This window comes from Corynebacterium sp. HMSC078A10 (assembly GCF_001811565.1).
Lineage (GTDB): Bacteria > Actinomycetota > Actinomycetes > Mycobacteriales > Mycobacteriaceae > Corynebacterium > Corynebacterium hesseae.
On record NZ_KV805215.1, the window covers coordinates 30,473 to 53,960 of the forward strand.

21 protein-coding genes and 1 pseudogene are annotated in these 23,488 nt (G+C 60.0%); 10 read left to right on the forward strand and 12 right to left on the reverse strand.

Annotated elements, in window-relative coordinates; genetic code table 11:
- Positions 1-27: 27 nt before the first annotated feature.
- The 3 genes from HMPREF2808_RS07910 to HMPREF2808_RS07920 are packed head-to-tail and all read left to right on the forward strand — an operon-like array spanning position 28 to position 2,697.
- Complete coding sequence (locus HMPREF2808_RS07910) at positions 28-972, forward strand: dihydrodipicolinate synthase family protein (protein ID WP_070523457.1); 945 nt, start codon at positions 28-30, stop codon at positions 970-972.
- Positions 973-1,003: 31 nt separating this feature from the next.
- Positions 1,004-1,945, forward strand: coding sequence for an ROK family protein (locus tag HMPREF2808_RS07915; RefSeq protein WP_070597211.1), 942 nt, complete (start codon positions 1,004-1,006; stop codon positions 1,943-1,945).
- A 41-nt stretch (positions 1,946-1,986) separates the two neighbouring features.
- A complete protein-coding gene (locus HMPREF2808_RS07920; protein WP_070523451.1) occupies positions 1,987-2,697 on the forward strand; it encodes an N-acetylmannosamine-6-phosphate 2-epimerase in 711 nt (236 codons plus the stop codon).
- Positions 2,698-2,706: 9 nt separating this feature from the next.
- On the opposite strand, the gene HMPREF2808_RS07925 is transcribed toward HMPREF2808_RS07920, so the two are convergent.
- Positions 2,707-3,423, reverse strand: a complete 717-nt coding sequence (locus tag HMPREF2808_RS07925) for a FadR/GntR family transcriptional regulator (RefSeq protein WP_070523448.1) — start codon at positions 3,421-3,423, stop codon at positions 2,707-2,709.
- A 240-nt stretch (positions 3,424-3,663) separates the two neighbouring features.
- On the opposite strand from HMPREF2808_RS07925, the gene HMPREF2808_RS07930 reads away from it, so the two are divergent.
- The gene (locus HMPREF2808_RS07930) at positions 3,664-5,178 is read left to right on the forward strand and encodes a sodium:solute symporter family protein (RefSeq protein WP_070597212.1); all 1,515 of its coding nucleotides are present in this window, start codon (positions 3,664-3,666) and stop codon (positions 5,176-5,178) included.
- Positions 5,179-5,336: 158 nt separating this feature from the next.
- On the opposite strand, the gene HMPREF2808_RS07935 is transcribed toward HMPREF2808_RS07930, so the two are convergent.
- Both HMPREF2808_RS07935 and HMPREF2808_RS07940 read right to left on the reverse strand, forming a co-directional pair.
- Positions 5,337-6,677, reverse strand: a complete 1,341-nt coding sequence (locus HMPREF2808_RS07935; RefSeq protein WP_070624383.1) for an AAA family ATPase — start codon at positions 6,675-6,677, stop codon at positions 5,337-5,339.
- An 82-nt stretch (positions 6,678-6,759) separates the two neighbouring features.
- A complete protein-coding gene (locus HMPREF2808_RS07940) occupies positions 6,760-7,314 on the reverse strand; it encodes a CAP domain-containing protein (protein WP_070530969.1) in 555 nt (184 codons plus the stop codon).
- Positions 7,315-7,869: 555 nt separating this feature from the next.
- Between HMPREF2808_RS07940 and mmuM the strand changes: the two genes are divergently transcribed.
- From mmuM to HMPREF2808_RS07955, 3 genes are all read left to right on the forward strand, one after another.
- Positions 7,870-8,760 (forward strand): homocysteine S-methyltransferase, encoded by an 891-nt coding sequence (mmuM, locus tag HMPREF2808_RS07945; RefSeq protein ID WP_070624384.1) that lies wholly within the window; start codon positions 7,870-7,872, stop codon positions 8,758-8,760.
- Positions 8,761-8,803: 43 nt separating this feature from the next.
- Positions 8,804-9,190 carry a hypothetical protein gene (locus HMPREF2808_RS07950; RefSeq protein ID WP_070523427.1) on the forward strand — a complete coding sequence of 129 codons (387 nt, stop codon included), beginning with the start codon at positions 8,804-8,806 and terminating at the stop codon, positions 9,188-9,190.
- Between the two features lie 75 nt (positions 9,191-9,265).
- Positions 9,266-9,757 (forward strand): gluconokinase, encoded by a 492-nt coding sequence (locus HMPREF2808_RS07955; protein ID WP_070624385.1) that lies wholly within the window; start codon positions 9,266-9,268, stop codon positions 9,755-9,757.
- Here the strand turns inward: HMPREF2808_RS07955 and HMPREF2808_RS07960 are convergent.
- From HMPREF2808_RS07960 to HMPREF2808_RS07985, 6 genes are all read right to left on the reverse strand, one after another.
- The gene (locus HMPREF2808_RS07960; protein ID WP_070531104.1) at positions 9,754-11,148 is read right to left on the reverse strand and encodes a GntP family permease; all 1,395 of its coding nucleotides are present in this window, start codon (positions 11,146-11,148) and stop codon (positions 9,754-9,756) included. The two genes, HMPREF2808_RS07955 and HMPREF2808_RS07960, sit on opposite strands and share 4 nt — an antisense overlap.
- A gap of 50 nt (positions 11,149-11,198) precedes the next feature.
- On the reverse strand, positions 11,199-12,353 hold the full coding sequence (locus HMPREF2808_RS07965) for an alpha/beta hydrolase (RefSeq protein ID WP_070624386.1): 1,155 nt from the start codon (positions 12,351-12,353) through the stop codon (positions 11,199-11,201).
- Positions 12,354-12,573: 220 nt separating this feature from the next.
- The gene (locus HMPREF2808_RS07970; RefSeq protein ID WP_070624387.1) at positions 12,574-13,956 is read right to left on the reverse strand and encodes a hypothetical protein; all 1,383 of its coding nucleotides are present in this window, start codon (positions 13,954-13,956) and stop codon (positions 12,574-12,576) included.
- A 408-nt stretch (positions 13,957-14,364) separates the two neighbouring features.
- Complete coding sequence (locus HMPREF2808_RS07975) at positions 14,365-14,973, reverse strand: cation efflux transmembrane domain-containing protein (protein WP_070624388.1); 609 nt, start codon at positions 14,971-14,973, stop codon at positions 14,365-14,367.
- A gap of 65 nt (positions 14,974-15,038) precedes the next feature.
- Positions 15,039-16,391: an MFS transporter gene (locus tag HMPREF2808_RS07980; RefSeq protein WP_070624389.1), complete on the reverse strand. Its 1,353-nt coding sequence runs from the start codon at positions 16,389-16,391 to the stop codon at positions 15,039-15,041.
- 138 nt (positions 16,392-16,529) lie between these two features.
- Positions 16,530-17,669 (reverse strand): PucR family transcriptional regulator, encoded by a 1,140-nt coding sequence (locus HMPREF2808_RS07985; protein WP_070624396.1) that lies wholly within the window; start codon positions 17,667-17,669, stop codon positions 16,530-16,532.
- Positions 17,670-17,810: 141 nt separating this feature from the next.
- Here HMPREF2808_RS07985 and HMPREF2808_RS07990 point away from each other — a divergent pair, with 141 nt between their 5' ends.
- Complete coding sequence (locus HMPREF2808_RS07990; protein WP_070624390.1) at positions 17,811-19,403, forward strand: amidohydrolase; 1,593 nt, start codon at positions 17,811-17,813, stop codon at positions 19,401-19,403.
- A gap of 9 nt (positions 19,404-19,412) precedes the next feature.
- Positions 19,413-20,648 carry a M20 family metallo-hydrolase gene (locus tag HMPREF2808_RS07995; RefSeq protein ID WP_070624391.1) on the forward strand — a complete coding sequence of 412 codons (1,236 nt, stop codon included), beginning with the start codon at positions 19,413-19,415 and terminating at the stop codon, positions 20,646-20,648.
- Positions 20,649-20,683: 35 nt separating this feature from the next.
- On the opposite strand, the gene HMPREF2808_RS08000 is transcribed toward HMPREF2808_RS07995, so the two are convergent.
- The 3 genes and pseudogenes from HMPREF2808_RS08000 to HMPREF2808_RS13980 form a co-directional block, all read right to left on the reverse strand.
- Positions 20,684-21,130, reverse strand: a complete 447-nt coding sequence (locus HMPREF2808_RS08000) for a MarR family winged helix-turn-helix transcriptional regulator (RefSeq protein ID WP_070597232.1) — start codon at positions 21,128-21,130, stop codon at positions 20,684-20,686.
- 55 nt (positions 21,131-21,185) lie between these two features.
- Positions 21,186-21,581, reverse strand: a complete 396-nt coding sequence (locus tag HMPREF2808_RS08005; protein ID WP_070597234.1) for an MmcQ/YjbR family DNA-binding protein — start codon at positions 21,579-21,581, stop codon at positions 21,186-21,188.
- A 936-nt stretch (positions 21,582-22,517) separates the two neighbouring features.
- Positions 22,518-22,673: pseudogene (locus tag HMPREF2808_RS13980) on the reverse strand (transposase family protein); the annotation flags it as partial.
- Between the two features lie 160 nt (positions 22,674-22,833).
- Between HMPREF2808_RS13980 and HMPREF2808_RS08010 the strand changes: the two are divergent.
- Complete coding sequence (locus HMPREF2808_RS08010) at positions 22,834-23,337, forward strand: SHOCT domain-containing protein (RefSeq protein ID WP_227486255.1); 504 nt, start codon at positions 22,834-22,836, stop codon at positions 23,335-23,337.
- Positions 23,338-23,488 lie beyond the last annotated feature (151 nt).

The following is a 23,488-nucleotide window of genomic DNA, read 5'->3' on the forward strand; positions in this document are numbered from 1 at the left end:
AAAAAGTGAATAGGAAGGGTTCAAGACATGACTGCAAGCACACAGCTCCTGCACGGCGTTGTACCGCCGCTTCTGACTCCGTTTAACGAGGACTACTCCGTCGACATCGATACCCTCAAGCGTCAGGCCGAACGGCTGATTAAGGCTGGTGTTCATGGTCTGTTCGTTCTCGGTTCTTCAGGTGAGGTGGCTTTCCTTACACGAGAGCAGCGTAAGGAAGTCATTGCAACGGTGGCGGAACAGGCTCGCGGGCGAGTTCCGGTAGTTGCAGGCGTGATTGACATGACGACTCCGCGAGTCATTGAGCATATTGAAGATGCCGTCGCGCTCGGGGTCCAGGGTCTAGTTGCCACTGCCCCTTTTTATGTTCGTACTCACGATGTAGAAATTGCTGAGCACTTCCGACTTCTTCACGAAGCCGCGCCAGAGACTCCCATCTACGCGTACAACATTCCGGTCAGTGTTCACTCGGTACTGGATATTTCTACCCTTATTTCTCTCGCCAAGGAAGGTGTGCTCGCTGGCGTTAAAGATTCTGGCGGCAATGATGGATACACGCGTGCTCTGATTAGCGCCCGCGACAAGGCTGGGGTGAAAAACTTTGTGGTTTTAACTGGCTCGGAAACTACGGTCGACTTTGCTTACCTGGCAGGTGCCGATGGCGTGGTACCTGGTCTGGGCAACGTGGACCCGGTTTCCTACGTGAAGTTGCATGAGCTACTGGTGGACGGGGCGTATGCCGAGGCCGCGGAATTGCAGTCTAAGATTTGTGACCTTTTCACCATCGTTGGTGTGGGCGATGGGACCCGCATGGGCGGAAGCTCGCAAGGTCTCGGCAGCTTCAAGGCAGCGCTTCACCACCTGGGCGTCTTTCCGTCGGGGCTGATGTCCCGTCCGCACGTCGCTCTGAATGATGAGGAGCTGGCTAAGATTCATGAGATCGTCGATGCCGCTCAGGTGATCGAGCCCTAATTTCGCTGAACTACGACGAAACGAGTGAAGAGTGACTAGTACCCTTGCGCTTGATGTCGGTGCAACAAAGATTGGTTGGGGCTTCGTGTCTGATGAAGACCCAACGCAGGCAGTTGCGTTGGGAAAGATTCCTACCCAGCCGGCCGGTGCTTCGCCACAGGAGCAGATTAAGAAAGCCGTTCAGCTGGCGTTGGAAGGATCGGGCATTGCCCCGGCGCGAATCGGCATTGGTTCGCCAGGAGTGATTCAGGCACCTGAGGGACTCGTCACCTACAACGGGGACACCATTAAGAACTGGTCTGGTACCAATCTTCGTGAGGTCGCGAAAGAGGTTGTTGACCTTCCGTGTGCTGTTCACAATGATGTGAGAGTCTGGGCGTACGGAGAGCTGATGCTCGGAGCCGCGAGGGAGTTCCAGTCCGGCAGAGTCCTGTACCTTTCGTTGGGAACTGGTGTCGGTGGTGCGGTAAGCGATAACGGGAGTCTGCTCAGCGGACCTACCGGATCGGCCGGAGAGTTTTCGGAGCTCTTGTGCGCTGATTTCCGGGGCTTTGCGGACCGCGCCGAAAACATTATGAGCGGCAATAGCTTGGCTGCGTATTATGAAGAATTTTCTACGAACCCGGCGAGCGAGCGGGTGCAGTGGAAGGAACGGGCCCAGTTAGTGCTTCCCCTCGAAAAGGTCGTGGAAAGAATGAACCAGGGAGATGAACTCGCTTCCCGGATTATTCGAGGGAATTCTTATGGCCTTGGCCGTGCGGTGGCTGGTCTTGTTTCGGCTCTTGATCTTGATGCCGTTGTCTTGGGCGGCGGTGTGTGTCAGATTGGTGCCGCTGTGGAAGAACCATTCCGTCAGGCCATAGAGGATTTCGCATTGAAGCCGAATCGCTCCGTTGCAATTCGGGTTACTGAATCTCCGGCGACAGCACCGTTAGTGGGTGCAGCGGCTTTTGCTCGAGATAACGCTTTTTAGCACCGTTTATCTGCGATATATCCAGAAGAAGGCTCAGGTATATGTTTAGGTTTAAGAGTAGTGAACTGGCGGAACGCCGAGAAGAAGTCCAAGGGTTAATTCGAAACTCGGTGATTGTCTCGGTGCAAGCGCCAGATGGTCACCCAATGCGCGATACCCATACCTTGACGCATGTCGCTCGTGCGTGCGTTGAGGGAGGAAGCCGTGCAATCCGGTGTGGCGGGTATGGCGGCATCGAGGATGTCGAGGCAATCGCAGCTGCAGTAGATGTACCAGTTTTCGGCCTTACAAAGGAGGGGAGTGAGGGGGTTTATATCACGCCAACTGTAGAGTCCGTCCGTCGATTGGCTGAGGCAGGGGCAGCTGTTATCTGTGCAGATGCCACGGATCGCCCTAGGCCTGATGGCTCAAGCTTTTCTGATCTTGTCGCAGAGTGTCACCGGCTTAATGTCTTGTCAATGGCCGATTGTTCAACCCCGGAAGAAATGCAGCAGGCGCACCACACGGGGGCGGATATCATTTCAACGACGCTGGCCGGCTATACAGAATTCCGGAGCAAGACTGAAGGTCCGGATCTTGAATGCTTGGCAGAGGGGCGACGGCTCTGTGGTGAAGATGCTTTTTTGATAGGCGAAGGCAGGTTTGCCTCGCGCGATGATGTGGCTGCAGGAAAGCGCGCTGGCGCCGATGCAATCATCATTGGCACTGCCATCACAGATCCTGCCTGGATTACGCGGAGCTTCAATAGCTGACGCGGATTGTCACAGCGAAGTCAGCAGAGGCTCGTAATGCCTGAGTACAGACTCTTGATACTTCTTCAGGTCATTGTTCTGTAGAGCATCGACGATGTCTTGGTGCGCGCGAACCGTCCTGCTGAAGTCCTGTGGTTCTTCCAACTTGCGAAGTGGAATGACGTTCATGTGCACTTGCCAAAAGGCATCATTGAGCTCACGGATGATCGGGTTATCAATTTCGGAAAGCAGCACCTGATGGAACTCCCGATCCTCTTCGGCAAAGTTTAGGCCCTGCTTCCGCTTGGCTGACATCTTTTCCACGATGATGCTCAACTGCTCTAGCTTCGAGGGGTCGAGTTTGGCTGTGATTTCTTGCCCGATAGCAAGATCAATCGCCTGCCGGATTTCCACTACATCACGAAGTGTTTCAAGGTTGTCATCAGCGTCGAGAGTCGCTCGAAAAATGAGTCCTTGAACTAGAGCTTTGAGGGACGTGCTGGAGACAAACGTTCCTGTTCCGTGCCTGACGTCGACGATATCTAGCGTCGTTAGGATTCTGATGGCCTCTCGGACAGAGGAGCGAGAGAAGCCAAGCTCTTCGCAGAGCTCTGATTCGGTTGGCAAAGTGTCCCCGGGCTTGAGGGCGTTGTCCCGAATGTATTGTTTGATGCCTTCTACAGCCTGCTGGGTGGTTGAGGCAGGGCGATGTGTGGCTTCACTGAATCCCCACGTTCCGGTGTGCACTGGTTAATCCCTCTTTTCTTTTCGATATATCTTAAGCCTTCCACGTTGGCGGGGTGCTTAAAGGATGAGCGCTGCGGGGGAGTAGCACTCCGCTCTGACGATCAGGGGTAGACGGCTATATCTTAAATCCCTTCAAACATCAGACGTCTGATGTATTGTATCTTCTAACATGCTTTGTTGCACAGACAAATTAGAGAGTGATTTAGCTCTCTATATCGAAAGCCCTGAAGGGAAGGCCAAATGCAATCATTCGGAACACTCAACTGGATAGTTCTGATCCTCTATCTCCTGGGAATGCTTCTTGTCGGCGCTTATTTTGCGCGTAGGGCCGGCAGTGATCAGGACGAATTCTTCAAAGCGGGTGGCAGGATTCCTGGCTGGGCGGCAGGATTCTCAATCTATGCCACGACGCTGTCTGCCATCACGTTTATGTCCACTCCGGAAAAGGCGTATCTGACTGACTGGGCTTACTCGGCTGGTAACCTCGCTATTTTTGCCATTGTTCCAATTTTGATCGGTTACTATGTTCCGTTCTTCAGGAAGCTGGATGTCACTACGGCCTACGAATACCTCGAGGAGAGATTCTCCGTAGCCCTCCGAGTCCTCGGCTCGCTCCTCTTCGTTCTTTATCACGTCGGGCGCATCGCCATCGTTATCTATTTGCCAACATTGGCGATCACGTCGGTGGCAGATATCAACCCGCTGGTCGTCGCCGCGTTTGTAGGCGCTCTTTGTATTGTGTACACCTTCCTGGGAGGCATGGAAGGCGTGATTTGGTCTGATGTGATTCAGGGTGTCCTGCTGCTGGCTGGCGCTGCAGCGGTAGTGCTGACGGCCATGGCTATGACTCCCGACGGATTTAGCGGTGCGGTGGTTAACGCCGCTGAAGAAGGAAAGTTCTACTCAGCGGACAACTTCACCACGAATGCAGTCTTCTCCTCGATACCATTCATCTTTATCGGAAATGTACTGAACAGCTTGCACCAGTACACCTCTTCTCAGGACGTCGTTCAGCGCTACCAAACGACTCCTACGATTCAAGCGACGAAGAAGTCTCTCATCGTCAACGGAATTCTGGCGCTGATAACTATTCCGCTGTTCTACGGGATGGGAACGGCTTTGTATAACTTCTACGAAGCGAAGGGTGGTCTGCCTGAGGGAGTCAACACTTCTGCTGTAGTGCCGTATTTCATTCTTTCGGAGCTGCCTGCAGGCATTGCCGGACTCTTGATTGCTGCCATCTTGGCGGCTGCGCAATCGACAATTTCTTCTTCGCTCAACTCGATTTCCGCGTGCGTTGTCGTGGATATCTATAACCGCTTCTCCCCGAAGGAAGCGTCGGTTACTTTCTCTCGCCTGGTCATCATCGTTGCCGGAACCTTCGGATTGGCCGTTGCGCTGTATCTCATCATTACCAACCAGTCGGACCTGTGGGACCTGTTCCTCGCGATCACCGGTCTTTTTGGAGTTCCGCTCACTGCGGTATTTGTCTTGGGTATCTTTACGAAGTCCGCAAATTCCAATGGCGTTCTCATCGGGCTCCTTTGCGGAGCGATTGCTGCGTACTTCGCTGGAAAGCTGGACCAAGGCCCATTCTTGGTCTCGATTGTCGCGTTCGTAGGAACTCTCGTTATCGGCTATCTGGCATCCTTCATCTTCCGGAAATCGGACCAGCACGACATCACGGGCTTGACTATTTACGGAAAGGACCTTGAGTACACGCGGCGTAGCGCCATGCAAACGCCTGTTGCTTAAATCAAGTAAGTTAAGCCCACGCAGCGTGAGTTGTTGCTCTCCGTGGGGTACATCTCGCATGGCCGCGGCGTGCTCGTAACGAGTGTGGAGGGGCTTCGACGCTGTTGCTGTGGTCGGTGGGGTTGCCGCCTCTGGACCGGTGTCCCAGTAGTTGTGCTTCAAGCAGCTTCATCCTGATGCTTCAAGGAAACGTGGAGGATTTCTTCGATGACCGTTGCAATAACGCCCGGTGTTCCTGGATTTATGGTCCGCCAATTCTCGCTGCCAAGGACTGGAAGGAGCCTTAAGGAGTTGTCAATGGGGTGGCTATCGGCGACAAGTAGTTCGCCCCAATCCTCTTGGTGTAGGGATAAATAGGCAGGGGAGTGGGAGTTCACAATCATTTGCTGCAGGGGATTGTCCGGGCCCACTTGGTGGCGTGAATCGACAGCCAGCTCATGCAGGAGCGTATACATAGCGCGAAGCTTGTCGGGATAAATGCCGTTTTCTGGTTCTTCGAAGCATAAAACGTCGTTCGTGCTGGGGTCGATGGCGAGGAGACCCAGGACGATGAAACGCAGTGTTCCATCCGAGAGCGCACGCGCGGGAAGCAGCGGTGCATTGCCAATTTCTGCTTGAAGCGTGATCAATTGACGCGAGCTGTCGATGTCGAGGTCAATCGAGCGAACATCAACGAGATCGAGGAGCGTGTCTTCTAATTGAACAGTTGCTTGATCGCCGATTTCCTGCGTGAGGCGGGCAAGGGTCGCCGGGAGGTTGGCGCCGCGGGCATCGACGCTTGACGGATCACTCATCGCGCTCGGAGCACGCATCGCACTCGGCTCAAGGCCCAGTAGCTTCCACGTGGAAAGCTCTCTGCGTACTGCAGCAATTGCTGGGTAATCCGCGCTGCGCCCGTAGACGGATAGAACCGTGGAGCGAACTTCCTTCAGGGGAAGGTGCGGATTGCGCCCCCGTCTGCCCGACTTAACCTCGATGGAGTCTTCGGCCGTTGTCTTAATGAACGCGGGGCGGCCACCTGTGCTTTTAATAGCAGTCTTGCGAAATGCTTCTGCAGCCCAGGGGTGCCTTTCACGGGCGTCCTTTTGGGTGAGTGCCGTGAGATCCTCACGGACAAGTTCGATGGTTCGCACGACTTGATCCGCAGTGAATTCCTGCTCCACGAGTTGGAACTCAAGCTCGTACCGCAGGAAAGTCGTGGCGATTTCTACTTCTTGTCCGAAGTCATCTCGAAAAGTTGCGGGGACGATCATCTCGGCGGCAAACGTGATCGAGTTCGTGTCGTTGCCAAAGATTTCGCTGATATCGCCACGCAGACCGCGGAGATTGGCGGCGGCATCGTTAAGAGAGGCATTGGCTGTTGAGCCGAAGAAAGAAATTGCGTCGAAGATATTTGACTTGCCGACAGCATTGCGGCCCACGATGCAGGTGTAAGGGCCGAGATCGACGCTGAAATTCTTGAGGTTCTTGAAACCATCAACTTCGAGTCGCGTGAGCATGGAGTCCACTATAGCGTGCAGCGAGTGGACACCCAGGGGCGCAGGATGAGCCGCCTAACTGCGCCCCTTTCGGGTTTTAGATCTACCGCCCAAAGTTCTGCACGGCGTACAACCGGCCGTCGGGAGCGACAGTCAGGCCGATTCCCACGGACTTAGCGCGGGGGTCGAGCAGGTTCTTGCGGTGGCCGGGGGAATCCATCCACAGCTGTACCAGGCGGGCATCGGAGTAGTCGCTCCATGCCTGGAGGACGTTCTCACCACCAGCGGGCAGGCCGGCGGGGTAGAAGGTCCAGTAGTTCGGACGGTGGCGAGTTCTGCCATCGCGGCTCAAGGTATTGGCCCAATCCTGTGCCAGGTTGGTCAGGTTCGGATCAACGCGCAGCGGCGCGAGGCCATTGGCCACACGTTGCGCATTGGTTTGATTAATAAGGCCTTGAACGCTGGCTGCAGCGTGCGGAGCCGGGGCTGCCGGGCCGGCAACGGACGGCATGGTGAAGCCAAAGTCAGCCGGGTTGAATGCACCGAAGGAACTACCAGCCTGAGCAGGGGCGTTGATGGAACCGGCGAAGAGTGCTGCAACGGCAGCAACCGGGGCGACGATCTTTGTGGCTTTATGTCCGAATGGGAGGCGGAACATGACGGGCACCTCTTTCTGCTTCAGGTGTTAAGTGGAGGCTTTTTCGACCTCGTACCGAGCGGTACTTTCACTTAAAATTAAAGCTCTTTGGGATGCTCAAAAGCCACTTGACCAGCAGTTTTAAGGTTTGTCTGTGAGTTTATGTGCCTTCGCGCGGCGGGCTTAAGTTTCTTTTGGGTTTGCCGCTCTGAAGGCTTGAAATTGCATAGTTTTCTTTAGAAATGACGGGCGGCGGGGGTGGCACTTGGGGGTGGCTTCTTAGGTTGATGGAAAGCTTTGCCAAGAAAATGCTGGTGATGTGTCAACCATTCTCAAAAACTCAGGAATTTCTTCAAAAATCCCTGGGTTAAGGCTGGGAAAGTATAGTTTGCGCTTATTGGCCCGTGAGAAATCCGGGTAAGAGCGGGATGTCGAAAAGCATGACAATGAGCAGGAGGAAGGGCTGTTGAGGCTCAGTGTCAGAAGGTAAAAGATTAAGAAAAGTAATGCAACTATTAATGAAACCTATTGGCATGGTGGGGGTCGGCTGCCCACGCATTGCTAGGCTCGTGCGCCATGGCCCTCTTTGACGCGCCGCTGCTTTTCGACGGCGGCCTTGGAACCCACCTCGAGGCCCTGGGGTACGACATCTCGGGTCCGCTGTGGTCGGCGCGTGTGCTGCGTGAGAACCCCGCCCTCATCGAATCTGCCCATGCGGATTTCTTTGCCGCCGGCGCCCAGATTGCCACCACGGCCTCCTATCAAATCACCTTCGATGTGCTGGGCGGGGAGGCGGAGTCTCTTTTGCGCCGCAGCGTCACGGTAGCGCGTGACGCCGCCCGCAAGGCCGGCGACAGACATGCTGCCCACGGTGATCTAATGGTTGCCGCATCCATTGGCCCCTATGGAGCAGGCCCGGGCCGGGGCAACGAGTACGACGGTGCCTATGGTCTTTCGGCGCACGAATTGCGCCGCTGGCATGCCCGCAGGGTAGAGGTGCTCGCGGACACGGAGGCCGACTTCCTTCTTGCTGAAACCATCCCGAATGTCGATGAGGCCGCGGTGCTTCTGGAGCTGCTCTCGGCCCAGCCCAAGCCCTTTGCGTTGAGCATCACCGGCGCCATCGCGGCCGACCCGACGAAGCTCTCACAGGTGATCGCGCTGGCCAACCAGATACCGTTGCTGGGTGCGGTGGGTGTGAATTGTGTGCGCCCACCGCAGGCATGGGCGGCGGTGAAGGCATTGCGCGCTGGAACCGATAAGCCGCTTTTAGCCTGTCCCAACAGTGGGGAGATCTGGGACCGCGGCGCCCGCGACTGGCGTCCTGCTCCGGCCGGTGCGATGGGCTTGAATGAGGCGGCAGCCGAGATGCGCGTGGCTGGGGTCGGTCTTCTGGGCGGCTGTTGCCGCGTGGGGCCCGCTGAGATTCGGCAGCTGCGTCGATCGATCCGCTTCGAAGACAAATAGAAAACGCCGCGACAATCTTCCTGCTGGAGGATACAGTGTTCCTATGAAAAAGTTTTCTCTACTTGCCGCATCCGCTGCACTTCTCATCACAACGCTGTCCGTGCCCGCCGCCAATGCCGAGCTGACTCAGACTGAGCGGGATCAGTTCCGCACCGATCCCGTCGGGGCAGTTGCCTGGCAGGCCATCAAGGGCTCCTCGGAGTACGTGCGCGCCGATGGCAACACCATGATGGCCGCGTCCTTCTTTTCCATGACTATGCCGGGGCAGAGCATCGGCATGCCTGCTCTTGAGAATTGCGCAGAGCGCGTCGGCTCCTCCGCGCCGGAGGGCGGCGTGCGCTACGTGGCGGCGGCCCTGTGCGCCACCTTTGATCCGAATGCCCGCGGCGAGGTGCAGCGCGGCGACTTCGGCTACGGTCCACTGGGCTAAGCCGCGCTGTGGTCAGCCGCGCTACGCCACGTAGTGCGTAGCGCGTAGGATCGGGTGCTGTCTTAAGGAGGATTGATGCGCAAGCACGTGGTGATCATGGGAGTCTCGAGCTGCGGCAAATCGACGGTCGGGGAGTTGCTGGCGCAGCGCACCGGCCTGCCCTTCCGGGATGGGGACGATATGCACCCCGCGGCGAACATCGAGAAGATGGCCTCGGGGCAGGCGCTTGACGACGATGACCGGCAACCCTGGCTCGAATCCATCGGGCGCTTTCTAGCCGAGCAAGAGTCCGGGGCCATCGTGGGCTGTTCCGCGCTCAAGCATTCCTACCGTGACATCATCCGCGCCGCAGCGCCCGATACGGTCTTCATCCACCTGCATGGCTCCTATGAGTTGCTCAAGGAACGCATGAGCCGGCGGACCGGACACTTCATGCCGGTATCTCTGCTGGATTCGCAGTTCGAGACTCTGGAGGAACTGCGGCCGGAGGAGGCAGGCATCGTGCTGGATGTCAGCGCCACCCCGGAGGAGCTGGCCGCCGCGGCGGCCGAGTACCTGCAGGCCTAGAACAGCGCGGCGGCGCCGTAGAAGATAAGGACGATGCCGAAGCCAATCGAGGAAATCAGCGCCTGATTGACGGTCCACGTCCTCAGGGTGGTGGACACGTCCATGCCCATGAGACGGCCAACGAGCCAGAAGCCCGAGTCATTGACATGGCTGCCAAAGACGGAGCCGGCTGCGGTGGCGAGCGTGATGAGGACCAACTGGATTTCGCTGAAGCCGCCAGCCTCCACGGCAGGCACCATGAGCGCGGCGGCCGTCGTCAGCGCAACGGTGGCCGAGCCTTGCGCCAGACGCAGGGCTACCGCGATGAGGTAGCAGGCCAGGATGACAGGGACGCCGAGGTTAGACATGGAGTCCGCCAGCGCATCACCGATACCGCTGGTGCGCAGCACCCCGCCGAACATGCCGCCCGCACCGGTGATGAGGACGACGGAACAGATCGGTCCGAGCGAAGACTCCACGGTCTTCTCAATTGCGCTCTTGCCCTCCCCGCGGCGCAGGCCTAGCACGGCCATCGCTGCAAGAGTGGTAATCAACAGCGCGATGGGTGTTTGGCCCAGGAAGACGAAGAAGCGAACCCACGTGGCGGAAGGATCAACAACACCAGCGGTGCCCAGCGTGGTCAACCCGGTATTGCCGAAGATGAGGATCATGGGGATGAGCAGGATGCCAATTACTGAGGCCGGGGAGGCCGGGCGATCCGGGAGTTCGGCATCGCTGACCAAGGCGCCGGTGATGGCTTCCTCGAGGCGGTAGGGATACTTCTTTCCTAGGTGGAGACCGAAGCGGTAGCTGGAGAGATACCACGTGGGCAGCGCAACGAGGAGGCCAAAAATGAGGATCAGACCGATGTCCGCGCTGAAGAACTCACCGGCGGCCACAGGGCCCGGGTGCGGCGGCACGAAGACGTGCATGACGGAGAAGGCGCCGGCGGCGGGGATGCCGTAGGCCAGAACTGGGCCGTCCAGGCGCCTGGCGACGGCAAAGATGACCGGCAGCATCACCATGAGCCCCGCGTCGAAGAAGATGGGGAAGCCCATGATGAGGGAGGCCACGCCGAGTGCTAGGGGCGCTTTGTCTTCGCCGAAGAGTTTCACGAGGGCGTCGGCAAGCGTTTTAGCACCGCCGGAAGTTTCCACCAGACGCCCGATCATGGCGCCCAACCCCACCAGCAAAGCCACGGACCCCAAGGTTGAGCCGAAGCCGCTCGTCATGGTGGGAACCACACCATCCAGCGGGATGCCAGCGGCCAGGGCGGTTAGCGCGGAGACCGTGACGAGTGTGACGAAAGCGTGCACCTTGAAGTAGATGACGAGGACGAGGATGACGGCGATGGCCGCAACCGCAATCCCTAACAGTGGTCCGGTGCCCAGCGTGGGCTCCCAAGTATCCATGACATTCATGAATGTTGATTTTACTTCTGCAGCCTGCGGTGATCTAGGGGTTACACCCCGAGCGCTGGGCCAACCGTGGCCCAGCTGATGGCCAGCTCGCGCCGGAACAGCCCCCATGTGTGGCGCCCCGCGGGAAGCTCGTAATAGTCAAGGTCTACGCCAGCTGCGGTGGCCTGCTTGGCGTAATAAGAGCTGCACCAATAATCCAAACGCTCGTTGAGACCCAGCGCGGGAAGTGGTGAGTCCTCGATGTCGACGTCAAAATCGGCCGGGCCGCCGCGGGAGACGATGACGAAGGTTTTACGCCCGCGTTGCTGATCGAGGTTGAGAACCGGCGAATGCTGCGCCCACGCCGGATCCCACGGCGCGCCGAAGGAGCGAGCCGGGTCAGTGCCGTAGAACGCAGCACTTGCCCACGCAAAGGACTGTGCGAGAACGCCTGTGGTCGAGGGACAACCGGAGAAGGAACCAGACACCGTGAAGCGCGGATCGAACGTAGCCAGCTCCAATGCGGGGCCACCGGAGTTGCTTACACCCGCGATTCCGTCGCGGCCGTTGCCGTGGAACTCGGCGTCGATAAGCTGCGGGAGTTCCTTGGTCAGATAGGTGGCCCACTTGTATTTTCCGTGGGTGTCATGAGGCTGCGCCCAGTCGGACATCATCGAGCCATATGCGCCACGCGGGGAAATGACATTGACCTGCTTGTCACGGAAGAACTCGGAGGCCCCTCCGCCGTCCCACCACAGTGCGTCCTCGCCACCGCCGGCACCACCCAGTAGGTAGTAGCTCGGGCGGGGCTGCGTGTTCTCCAATCCTCCTGGGGGAAGAATGATGTCGTTGGTGATGACACGGTCCATGGCCGGTGAATAGGCCTTGAGCTCCCATACGTTGTCCTGGACGTGACGCAGTTCGTGCAGTTGTGCCGGGGCTGCCGTCGCCGGTGGGCGCGTAGCGTCTGGTGCTAACACCGGGACTTTCAATTGCTGAAGCACCTGTGACCAGGCGGCGAAAATGTTGTCGGCGAAGAGTAGAGGTGCCAACGGGCCTAAGGCGATGGGATCGAGGGCGCTGGAGTGCTGATCGATGTTGGCGGCATCGCTGCTCATCGTATCCAGTGCTTGTGCGTGTGCCGGCTGGGCGAGGGCGGGGGAGATGATCAACCCCGCCGAGAGAATGCCCGCAAGTGCGGAGCGAAAGAACTTCATTAGTTCACAATAGCCAACTAACCCTGCAGCGCAGAACTTCCCCGGCGTTAACGAAGGCGGGGTAGCGGGGAGAACTGCGGGGCAGGTGGCGAAGCCGCGGACTAAGGGCATAAAGAAACCCCGACCGCTTTCACAGCGGTCGGGGTCCTCTCACTCTCTCACTGCCGGACTAAGCGCCGGCGGGCTGTGCACACTCTCTGCAGTGGGCGAGGGATGTTCCTTAGAACAGGCCCTCAGCCTTCTTGCCGGTGTCCTTCACGGTGATCTCGCGGGAGTCAACGTTCTGGTCGTTGTCGGTGGAGTTGTCGCCCTTCAGGCGGGAAATCTGGGTGACCTCGATGTAGTTCTTCAGGCGGCCTTCCTTGGTGTTGCCGTCGCCGAAGTCCAGGTTGGCAACGCGAGCGGACTCGCCAGCGTTAATCGGGTTGGCCAGGGTGACCTCGAAGGAGCGGGTCGAGGACTTCTCGTCGAAGCCCAGGTCACGGATGTGAGCACCGTTGGAGGAACGCGGGGTGATGAGGCGGTCAACGCCCTTCGGGCCCTCAGCGGTCTTCACATCAACGCGGTACTGGACGGCCGGGAAGTCGCCGTAGTAGCGCTCGGAACCGACGTTCTCCAGGCGGAGAGCAACGGTGCCAGCGTAACCAGCGTGCTTAGCGCCGGAGGTGGTCAGAACCGGCTTCAGGTCCAGCTTCTGCTTAGCCTCGTCGGTCTTGCCGTTCTCGACGTCCTCCTGGACCTTCTTGTCGGCTTCCTCTTCCTTCTTGCCCTCAGCCTCGGACACGGCCTTCTCCTCCGGAGCGACCTCGTTGTCCTTGATGACCTCAGCGTCAGCCTCCGGGGACTTCTCCTCCTCAACAACCTTCGGGTCGTTGACGTCGGTGGTGTTCTGAGCGTCCTTGTTCGGAGCGTAGGAATCAGCGATGTCGTCGTACAGCTTGACGCGAACCTCGTTCTTCATCGGCTGCATTGCAGACCAGAAGGTCGGGGTGGACCAGGTGCCGTTCGGCTTGCAGTACTGCTGGGTACCGGTCATGTTCAGAACGCGGAAGCCGTAGGTAGCCTCACCGGTGTGGTTCGGCGGAACATCGTACGGTCCGATGGACTGGCCAGCCTCCCAGGACAGGGAGTAGGAAGCGGAAGCGCCGAGCTTGGTGGCGATCTCGTGGGAGATGCCGAAGGAACCCTCGGAGTTCTTGCCGGAGCCCTTGCCGCCAGCGTTCATGGAGGTGGTCTCAGTGCGGTCACCGTTGACGGACAGGGTGATGGACTGGGACTTGGACAGGTCCTGCTGCAGCGGGATGTCCTTCTTGGTCTGGTTGGTGGTGGAGATGGTGCCTGCCGGCATGAAGTTATCGGTCACCTTGTAGACCACGGTGCGGTGATCCTCCCACGGGTTGCACACCGGGCGCGGGTTGAGCACGTTGGCCTTCATGTGGTCGGAGCCGTGGGTGGTGTGAACGATAGGCAGCTTTGCGTTCACAGCCGGGGTCTCCGGGTAGGACTCGGTCTGGGTGGCTGCGGAGGCAGCCGGTGCGATGAGGGCGGTGCCTGCGATCGCAAGGCCGGCGATGAGGCCGGCGGTACGACGACGCTGGGTCATTGTTGTTCTCCTGGATGAAAGTTTGGGGCAATGCGGTGACGCACTGTGGTGACACTGTGTTTGCGCTGTAGTGCCCAGTGCGTGACGTGTTGCAACAATAAGGCCCTTTTCAGGATCGCGCACCCCTTGAATTGTTTATATTTTCGAATGCAGAAATACATTTCGATCGGGTGGCCCCCGGGTGAACAATTGACTAAGAAATTTGCGCCGACCTTGGTTTTGTCTAACTAGACCGTATTCTGGGAAAACGTCTCTTTGACCGTTCGTTCACAAACTAAAGAATGACCCCATTAGGGGGAGTGAAAGGGTGTTTGTGGGGTCGTGTCACGCTCAATTTCAGCCTCTGTGGTCTAAGGGGTAGAACCCAGCCGACCGCCGTTTGCTTAAGTAATTCTTAAAAACGGCGCGTTAGTCTGCTTCGATCTCTGGGTCTTCCGCGCGTGCCTGTTCGAAGACCTCAGCCGCCGCGCGCAGGTTGATGGTGCCGATGATGAGGCCGACCACGATGTCGGGCCAGGGGCTCGCCCATGCCAGCATCACAAGACCGGCGCCGAGGATAAGAATGTTGGCGGCGACGTCATTGCGCGCGGCCAACCACGCCCCGCGAGTGAGGGCACCTCCGTGTCGCAATTGCACCAGCAGCACCGCGCAGAGCAGGTTGATGAGCATGGCGAAAATGGCCGTGCTGGAAAGTGTGAGCGGCTCAGGAACGGCGCCGTTGATGATCTTCCATATCGCCATGCCATAGGACGCCACGGCGGGGATCAGGATGAGCCCGGCTAGGCCATAGCTTGCTTTGCGACGCCCCTCCACCGACCAGCGCAGCGCTAAGAGCACGAGTGCGTTGATGAGAAAGTCCTCGAGGAAATCGGCGGCGTCAGCGAAGAGTGAGGCCGAGCCGATGACGCAGGCGACGACGAATTCGACGAAGAAGCCAAAGAGATTCAAGGCAGCGACCCAGGCGACAACCCGCCGGGCGCGTGCGTTCAGGGTGGAGGAGGAGAGATCGTGAGACACGGTACCTGAGCTTAATGGGCTTGAGCACCGTGTCCCAACTTGTTTTTCTTATGAACTGTTTCGGGCTAGTCGACGATGGTGACATCGTCTTCGCGGCGGTGCTTCTCGCCGGCGAAACCGCCGAAGGCTGTGATCAAGGCGGTGACGGCCAAGATGATGATTCCCGGTATAGAACTGGGGGTCTCATTGGATGCGTTCAATGCGGTGGCGAGGAAGGGTAGCAGCCCCGATACTGCCGACGCGATGTTGGCGGAGATAGCCACCCCGGAATAGCGGACATTCGCAGGGAAGACCTCCGAGAGGAGGACTCCAGATACGGAATAGGTGATCGTAACTAGCGACAGGCCGAGACAGACGGCGAGCGTGAGGAGTACGGGGTTCCCCGTGTCGATCATTGCCCACAGCGGCCACGCCATGATGGCGGTGGCAAGCGCGCCGTATCCGATAACTCGACCGGGGCCAATCTTTTCGCCGATGCGGCCGAAGATGATGTTGATGAAGATCTGGCACACGGCGCCGAGGAGGGTGGCATTAACGACAGTTTGCCGCGGGAAGTCCAGCGTGGTCGTGGCGTAGGAGAGGACATAGGTGCTCATGACGAAGAATCCGCCGATGCCCAGGAAAGCGGCCGCGGAAGCCAGGCACAGCTGTGAGAAATGCTCAGTGAAGAGCTCTTTCAGTGAGCCCTGGTGAGCTGCCTCGTCTGCTTCTGCCTCCTCTTCAAGGGCCTTGTAAACAGGAGATTCTTCAGCCTTCGTGCGAATCCACAGTGCTACCGCTAGGAAAGGAAAGGCGATGAGGAAAGGCACACGCCAACCCCAGGAACTCACTGTGGCATCGTCCAGCATGAGCACAAGCGCGAAGGCTCCGGAAGAAAGCAGCGTGCCGGCGGGGGAACCGATCTGCACGAAAGCGGCATAGCGACCGCGCTTCTCGGCTGGGGCGTGCTCGATGGCCATGGTTGTAGCGCCGCCCCATTCGCCGCCGACGGCAATGCCCTGAAGCAGGCGCAGGATGACCAGCGTGATGGGCGCCCAGATGCCAATGCTGTCAAAGGTGGGGAGCAGGCCGATGACGCCGGTGGCCATGCCAATGACGACGATGGAGATGATGAGGGCCGGTCGGCGGCCCATCCTGTCGCCGATTTGGCCGAAAATGACCGCGCCGAGAGGGCGTGCCAGGAAACCTACTCCGAAGGTGGCGAAGGATGCCAGGGTTGCGCCGGTGCCTGACATTCCTGAGAAGAAGAGATCGTTGAAGACAAGCGCGGCTGCGGTACCGAAGAGGAAGAAGTCGTACCACTCGAGGGCTGTACCGACGAACGCGGAACTGGCGATGCGGAAGACGTCCTTTGACTCGACTTGGATTTCCTCGGTGCCGGATTGGGCCGGGTTGGAAGGAGGTGCGTGGGTAGTCATATCGAAGTGCTCCTTATGTGAAACGCATTACCTTTGTGGGACACATTAGGTGCACGTCACCTTCCGGTGAATGGCTTGAAGAGTTTTCTATGCATCGACCCATTAACGGAGAGGGAATCTTGTTCCTCTGCACAAGAGCTATCGCTTTGTCCGGTGCAACGCCAGCAATGCTCGCGCGGCGTCTTTCGGTCGCGTGATGTCGAGTCCCGTGAGTTCCGTGACCTGCCGCAGGCGGTTGAGCACCGTGTTGCGGTGGCAGTGCAGCGCCTCAGCGGAGTCTTTGATGGAGCCGCAATCCAGGTAGGTGGCGATGGTCCGGTACAGCGGCGCGTTGCTTTGGCGTAGCTCGGTGATGGCTTGCGTGAGCTCCGTGATGCCGCTGGCTGGGAAGTTTGCGATGGCATCGCCGGCGACGGCCCAGAGGACGTCGGGCGCTTCGGCTAAGTTGTCCAGCGGGCCGGTGGCATCGAAGATGCGCGGCGCTTGCTGCGCCGCCGCACGAACTCCAGCTAAGCCGCTGACGTCGCGGAAAAGTATGCCCGAGATCGTCGCTAGCCCTGCGCCGATGTCCCTTGTGGACTGTCCGCTGGGTCGCTGGCTTATAGGCCAGAAGGCAACGAACATTCCGCGCACGCCATGGCCGAAGGCTTCGCCGGAGGAGATGGGGGCGTCGAGAAGCGCGCGCAGCTCCACCGCCGCGGTGGGGTGGGCCACCGCGACGTCGAAGTGGCAGTCAGCGTCCAGGTTGAGCGCGCGGGTGATTTCCGCGATGCCGAGCGCACCCAGGGATTCGGCGGCGAAGAGCCTCTCCAAGTGCCGGGCGTGGGCGCGGTGTACGTCGTGCTGACCGCGAGCCTCCTCCAAGCGGTAGGCATCGCGCACAACTAGGTTGTACATCGTCACAACGGAGTGCACCTGCGCCACGTGGTCGATGAGCGCCTCCTGATCCGCGCCGGCGGCCCGGCGCAGGTGCTCCCAGAGGACGGTGAAGTCGAGCTGGATGGCGTCGATCAGCGTGGCTAGCTCCACGCCCTGGTGCGCGCGCCGCCGGCCCAAACTCTGGGCGTGGGTACGCAGCTCCTCCTCATCCATCGCCCCAACCAGCACGTCAGTGATGCGCGCGAAAACCTCGAAGGCGGTCAGGCGCAGCTCGTCCTCACTCACCAAGGAATCGCCGTAGCGCCCCGAGCGGGAAAAGGCGGCGAGGAAATCCTCAACCAAGCGGGGGATGGTGCCGTGGACCTTCGCGACGATATCGTGCCAGCGCTTCTCGTGCATGTGCACAACGCTACACGTTGGGTGCTGGTGAATTGCCCTCTATGTGGAGAGGTGTATCACTGCTGCGTTTAGCATGTGGGGACTAGCACAGCACGCGCCGCGTGCAGTGTGCCGGAGAAACAGGAGAACTCAGGAGGACGCATGATCACGCGCATCGACAACGCCCACATCCTGACCCAGGATCCCGCGCGGCCGGTTGCGGATTCGGTGGCTTTTGCCAACGGGCGCATCCTCGCGGTGGGGGAGGCTGCACAGGCACTGCCCGCCGACGAGACGTGGGATGCCGGCGGGTGCACGCTCACCCCTGGCTTTAACGATGTGCATTCCCACACTGTGTGGTTCGGCCAGACGCTGCTCGAGGTGGATCTTTCCCAGGTCACAACTCCCGAGGAGGTCTACACCGCCGTGCGCGACGCCGAGCCGAACCCCGACGGCTGGGTGGTGGCCGCAGGGTTTCGCCCCTCCGGGCTGGATGCGCCGGTGGAGATCGCAGAGCTTGACCACGCGACCGGCGGTGCTCCGCTGCTGATCAAGCACAACTCGGGCCACACCTACACGGTCAACACCGCGGCCCTTCGCGCGGCGAGCGTCGATCCCATCAACCCGCCCGAGGTGGACGGCGGCGAGTTCGTCCGCGATGCCGATGGGCACTGCACGGGGCTGCTCGACGAAAACGCCATGCGCGCCATCCAGAACGTGACCCTGCCGGAATCCGGGGAGGAAATCGGCCGCGCATTAGAGCTGGCCACGCGCCGTTACCTGGAGCGCGGTCTGACCTCCGTCACGGATGCCGGGGTGGCCGGCGGCTGGATCGGGCACAGTCCGCGTGAGATCGCCGCCTACCAAAACGCCACCCTGCACACGCGCATGCAGGTGATGGTGACCATGGACGTGCTCCACGAGATTCCTGGCCACGCCGCCGACGGTCCCGGCTGGGGCCTCGACGGTGGCCTGCGCACCGGCTTCGGCGACGAGTGGCTGCAGGTCGGCCCCGTCAAGATCTTCAGCGATGGCTCCCTGCTGGGGACCACCGCCGCGCTGACCGAGCATTACGCCTGCTGCTCCCATCACGGCTACTTCCAGGGCGATCCTGAGCAGATGCGCGCACGTGCGCTGCAGGCGGCGAATTCCGGCTGGTCCTTGGCCATCCACGCTATCGGTGATGCGGCGGTGGATTTTGCGATAGAGACGCTGGAGGAGGCCGTCGACAAGCATGGCGCGCCAGCGATGCCGCACCGCATCGAGCACGGCGGCGTGGTGCGCCCCGATCAGATCGAGCGTCTGCGTGGCCAGCCCATCGTGGTGGTGCCGCAGCCGCTGTTCATCCCGGCTTTCGGTGATGCGATGGCGGAGTCCCTCGGCCCGGAGCGCACCGCGTGGAGCTACCCGGGCAAGCGGCTTCTCGACGCCTCCCTCATCCTCCCCGGCAGCTCCGATCAACCCGTGGCGCCCGGTGTGCCGCTGGAGGTCATGCAGGCCTTCGTGGAGCGGCGCACCGCCTCGGGCCGGGACTATGGGCCTAAGGATCGTCTGACCCCCGCCGAGGCTCTCTACGCCTATACCGCCGGCTCGGCCGCGGCGACGGGGTGGGCCGGGCGCAAGGGGCAGGTGATGCCGGGGCAGCTGGCGGATTTCGTGCTGCTCTCCCAGGACCCTCTGAACACTGATGACCTTTCCACCATCGACGTGGCCGCCACCATCGTGGGCGGCGAGCTGCGCTACGGAAGCTTTTAAGGAGTAGACATGCGAGCAACCACTAACGAACAATTCCTGGCCGATTTCCAGGCCATGTCCGCCAACGGCGCCACTGCGGGCGGCGGCGTGGAGCGGCAGGCTGCCAGCGAAGGCGATAACCTTAACCGCGCCTGGTTCCACGAGGTCCTGGAGTCCCTCGGGGCGCGGGTTATCTACGACGAGATTGGCAACCAGTACGGACTCTTCGAGCTTGCCCCCGGCGCCGAGTACGTGGGCCTGGGCTCGCACCTGGATTCGCAGCCCTTGGCTGGCCGTTTCGACGGTGCTTATGGTGTGCTGGCCGCGGCCCACGCGGCCGGGCGCGTGGCGCAGTCGGGTGCCACGGCACGCTATAACCTGGCGGTTATCAACTGGTTCAACGAGGAGGGCTCACGCTTTGCGCCGTCCATGATGGGCAGCTCCGTGTTCGCAGGCATGCTGGCGCTTGACGACGCCCTCTCCGCCACCGACCTTGCCGGCGTCACCGTCGCGCAAGCCCAGGAGGAAGCGGGCTGGTCCCCGCGTGGCGAGGCTCCGAAGCTCGCGGCCTATGCGGAGATTCACGTCGAGCAAGGTAAGGAACTTGAAGCTGCCGGCAACACGATTGGTTTGGTCACCGCCACGTGGGGAGCGAAGAAATTCCAAGCGGTGGTCTCCGGTGAACAGGGTCATACCGGTTCCACTCTCATGGCCGATAGGAAGGACGCGCTCTTCGGTGCCTCCCTCATCATTGCTTCAGTGGAGCGCTTGACCCATGAATTCGATGAAGGCCAGCTGCAGGCCTCGGTTTCGCAGTTAACGCTGGAGCCGAATTCGCCGGTAACCATCGCCCGCGAGGTGCGCTTCAATGTCGATGTGCGCTCGCCCTCCACGGAGGTGCTGGACAAGGCCCAAGCACGCCTGCAGGAGATCATTGCTGCGGCGGAAGAGGAATCACGCACCTCGGTTGAGCTCACCCCGACGCACGAGTGGGCGCTCAACCCCTACCCGGCCGCCGGCGTGGAATTAGCCCGTGAGGTCGTGCAGGAGCTCGGGTATCCGCACCAAGAGATCTACACGGTGGCCGGCCATGACTCGACCAACCTCAAGGAGGTGGTGCCGACGGTCATGCTCTTCATTCCGTCGGTCGACGGCATCTCACACAACGAAAAGGAGTTCACCACGGAAGAGGACTGCGTGGCCGGTTTGGACGTGTTGACGCACGTGGCGCAGCGCCTCGTGGAAAACGGCTGCGGGGAGGGCTAGGTTCCTCGTGTTATGCCCCTAGCTCGGCCGACGCGCTAGTCCTCATCGCTCCACGGCATATACCCGAAGGCTTTCAGCGCGGTCTCGAACCCACGCTTCATGGTGGTGAGCTCTTCCTCGCTGAACTCATAGGTGCGCAGGCGCGCCGGGCCGGTGAGAGGCACGTGGAGCAGGAAGCGCCGACCTTCCTCTGTGATGCTGCACAGGCGGCGGCGCAAGTCCTCTGGATCGTCGTCGATGGAAATGAGATCATCGCGCACCAAGCGCTTGACCGCCTGTCCGATGGTGGCGGGCTGCCACCCCAGTTCCTTGCGCAGCTGCAGGATGGGGATGGGGCTCTTCTTATCAATGAGCCGGAGGAGCGAAAGATGGGAACCGGTGATTCCATATTCGCGGCGTGCTTCAGTATCGAATCGCGCGCGGGCGCGCTCGAAGCGGCGGTATTCCGCGATGGTCTCATCGATGAGGTCAAAATCCGTCACGTGCTCAAGCCTAAGAGCTCGAGGTTGGTGTCCGCAAATGTATACAGCGGAAACCCTAACCAAAAGTGGATGGGTCGATGGGGCGTTGCGAGCGGGGGAGTTTTTCTACTACGAGGCGGTAGGAGTCCGTCACGAGTTCGGCCAGAAGTTCCGGGGTCAGCTGGGGATCAGGGTGTACCGACACCCAATGTCGCTTATTCATGTGGTAGCCGGGCGTGATAAAGGAGTGCTCGCTACGCAGCGCCTCGGCATCCAGAGGCTCGGCTTTAAGGATGGCTTGGTGCTTGCCAGTGACTGCGGTGAGGAGAAGGAAAACCTTGCCGCGCACCTTAAACACGTCCCAGTCTGGTCCAAAAGGATGCGTCAGCGTGGCGCTGGGGAGCTCCATGGCGCGGGCGGTGGCGCAGGAGTGAAGGTCCAGGATGGCGGAGCCTCTTGAGCTGGAATTCATGCGGTCCAGCCTAGGTGAAAACACGGGTTAAGAGTCAGAAAGTGTGTCTGGGATCGGGGATTTCTAGGTTCTGACCTTTAGGTTCTCGCAGAATATACGTTTGGGGAGCATATATCTGGCTTTGGGATGCTAAATCCACGGTGTGGCTGCCTACCTGTGGTAGTCGGCGGTGGTGTGGTGATTCAATGCTAGAAATCGACCACACTAGCACTGCGGCGGAGATACAAAATGCAATGAATCGAACAGCTGAGGCTTCGACCGATGGCGGTATAAACCAGGTGATTCTTGGCCAACAAGATTCCCGCCGATGTCACCAATGCAGCACTATTTGCCCAGCCCATCGCCTGCTGCGCTGCGCCGAGAACCTGAACGGAACTGGCTTAATGAAATGGCTCTAGTGTCGCGCACGTTGGGACGGCGGCGTAGTAGTTGCTGCCTGTCCGGCGTTTCCTAGCGCACCGTCGGCCGTACCGGCTATCTCAACGATTAGGACTTCACTAACATCGTCTATGCCCAGTCAGCCGGCCTGGAAGTGGCCAAATCTAGCCCCGGTGACACGCCGAGCCAGACACACATTTTGGGGTTAAGGGTCAGAAAGTGTGTCTGGAATCGGGGATTTCTAAGGTCTGACCTTTAGGTTCTCGCAGAATATACGCTTTGGGAGCATATATCTGGTCCTGGGACGCTAAATCCACGGTGTGGCTGCCTACCTGTGGTAGTCGGCGGTGGTGTGGTGGCCCAATGCCAAAGAATCGACCACGCTGTCACTGCGGCGGCGATACCAAACGCAATGGAACGACCAGCAAAGGCACCACCCGATGGCGATGTACGTCGCTTTATTAGGTGTACTGACCGGGTACGTTGCGGGCACGCCGGTTCGGCGCACCGCCACAGCCGCTTGCGCCACACCAGCAGCACCGGCCGCCCCGCCGAGGGGATGTCACGCACCAGATGCTCACGCCGGCCGTGGGCCACCGCGACCACCCCGCACCGCGGGCACCCGGTCACCGACTCGGAGGTCTCCACCAACAGCTCCAGCTCACCGCCGTACTCACCGACGGCAAGCACCACCAACCCCGAGATGCCGAGCATCGCAGCGGGCAGGACGGTAGCCTCAACACTCACCTGGGACTCCTCTCGATCCGTTGCTTGGTCGCTACGAATCGTGGAGTCCCAGGCCCGTCTTCACCAGCCCAACCCGGTCAGCGCGTCGCAACCCGGCTACCACGCTTGGTGAGGAAAAGCTGCTAACATGGTTCGGCGACGGCCCGGGCACGTCCTTGTTCCTAACCGTCGTGCGCTGGGGTCCGCGTGGACCGCTCGGCCAGCGTCCATCCAGTCAGGAGGCAGTCAGCAAATGTTCGACGACAACGGCTCATTCCTACTCGCCATGTTCGAGTTCTTCATCTTCTTCGCATGGTTCATGTCCCTGTGGTGGATCTTCGGAGATCTCTTCCGCAGCAAGGACCTCGGCGGCTTCGCGAAGGCGCTGTGGGTGGTGTTCATCCTCGCGCTGCCGTTCATCGGAATGCTCGCGTACCTGCTTGTTCGAGGTCGGGGGATGACCGACCGCGCGGTCGAGGCGCATCAGGAGCTCCAGCAGCGGCAGGATGAGTACATCAAGTCCGTCGCCGGCGGCTCCGCCGGATCGAGCCCGGCCGATGAGATCGCCTCGGCGAAGGCCCTTCTCGACTCGGGAGCGATTACCCAGCAGGAGTTCGACCAGATCAAGGCAAGGGCGCTCTCCTCGGTCTGACCCTGGTCCGCTCCCTCGCCAGCCGCAGCGTCGCGGTCCGAGGGCGGCCATCCGGCGCGGCCTAGGTATTCGCCAAGTGTGCGGCTTGCGCGCGCGAGCAGGCGCATACCGGGCAGAGGGTGTCCGATTGTTTGTGTGCGGGGGGGGGTGG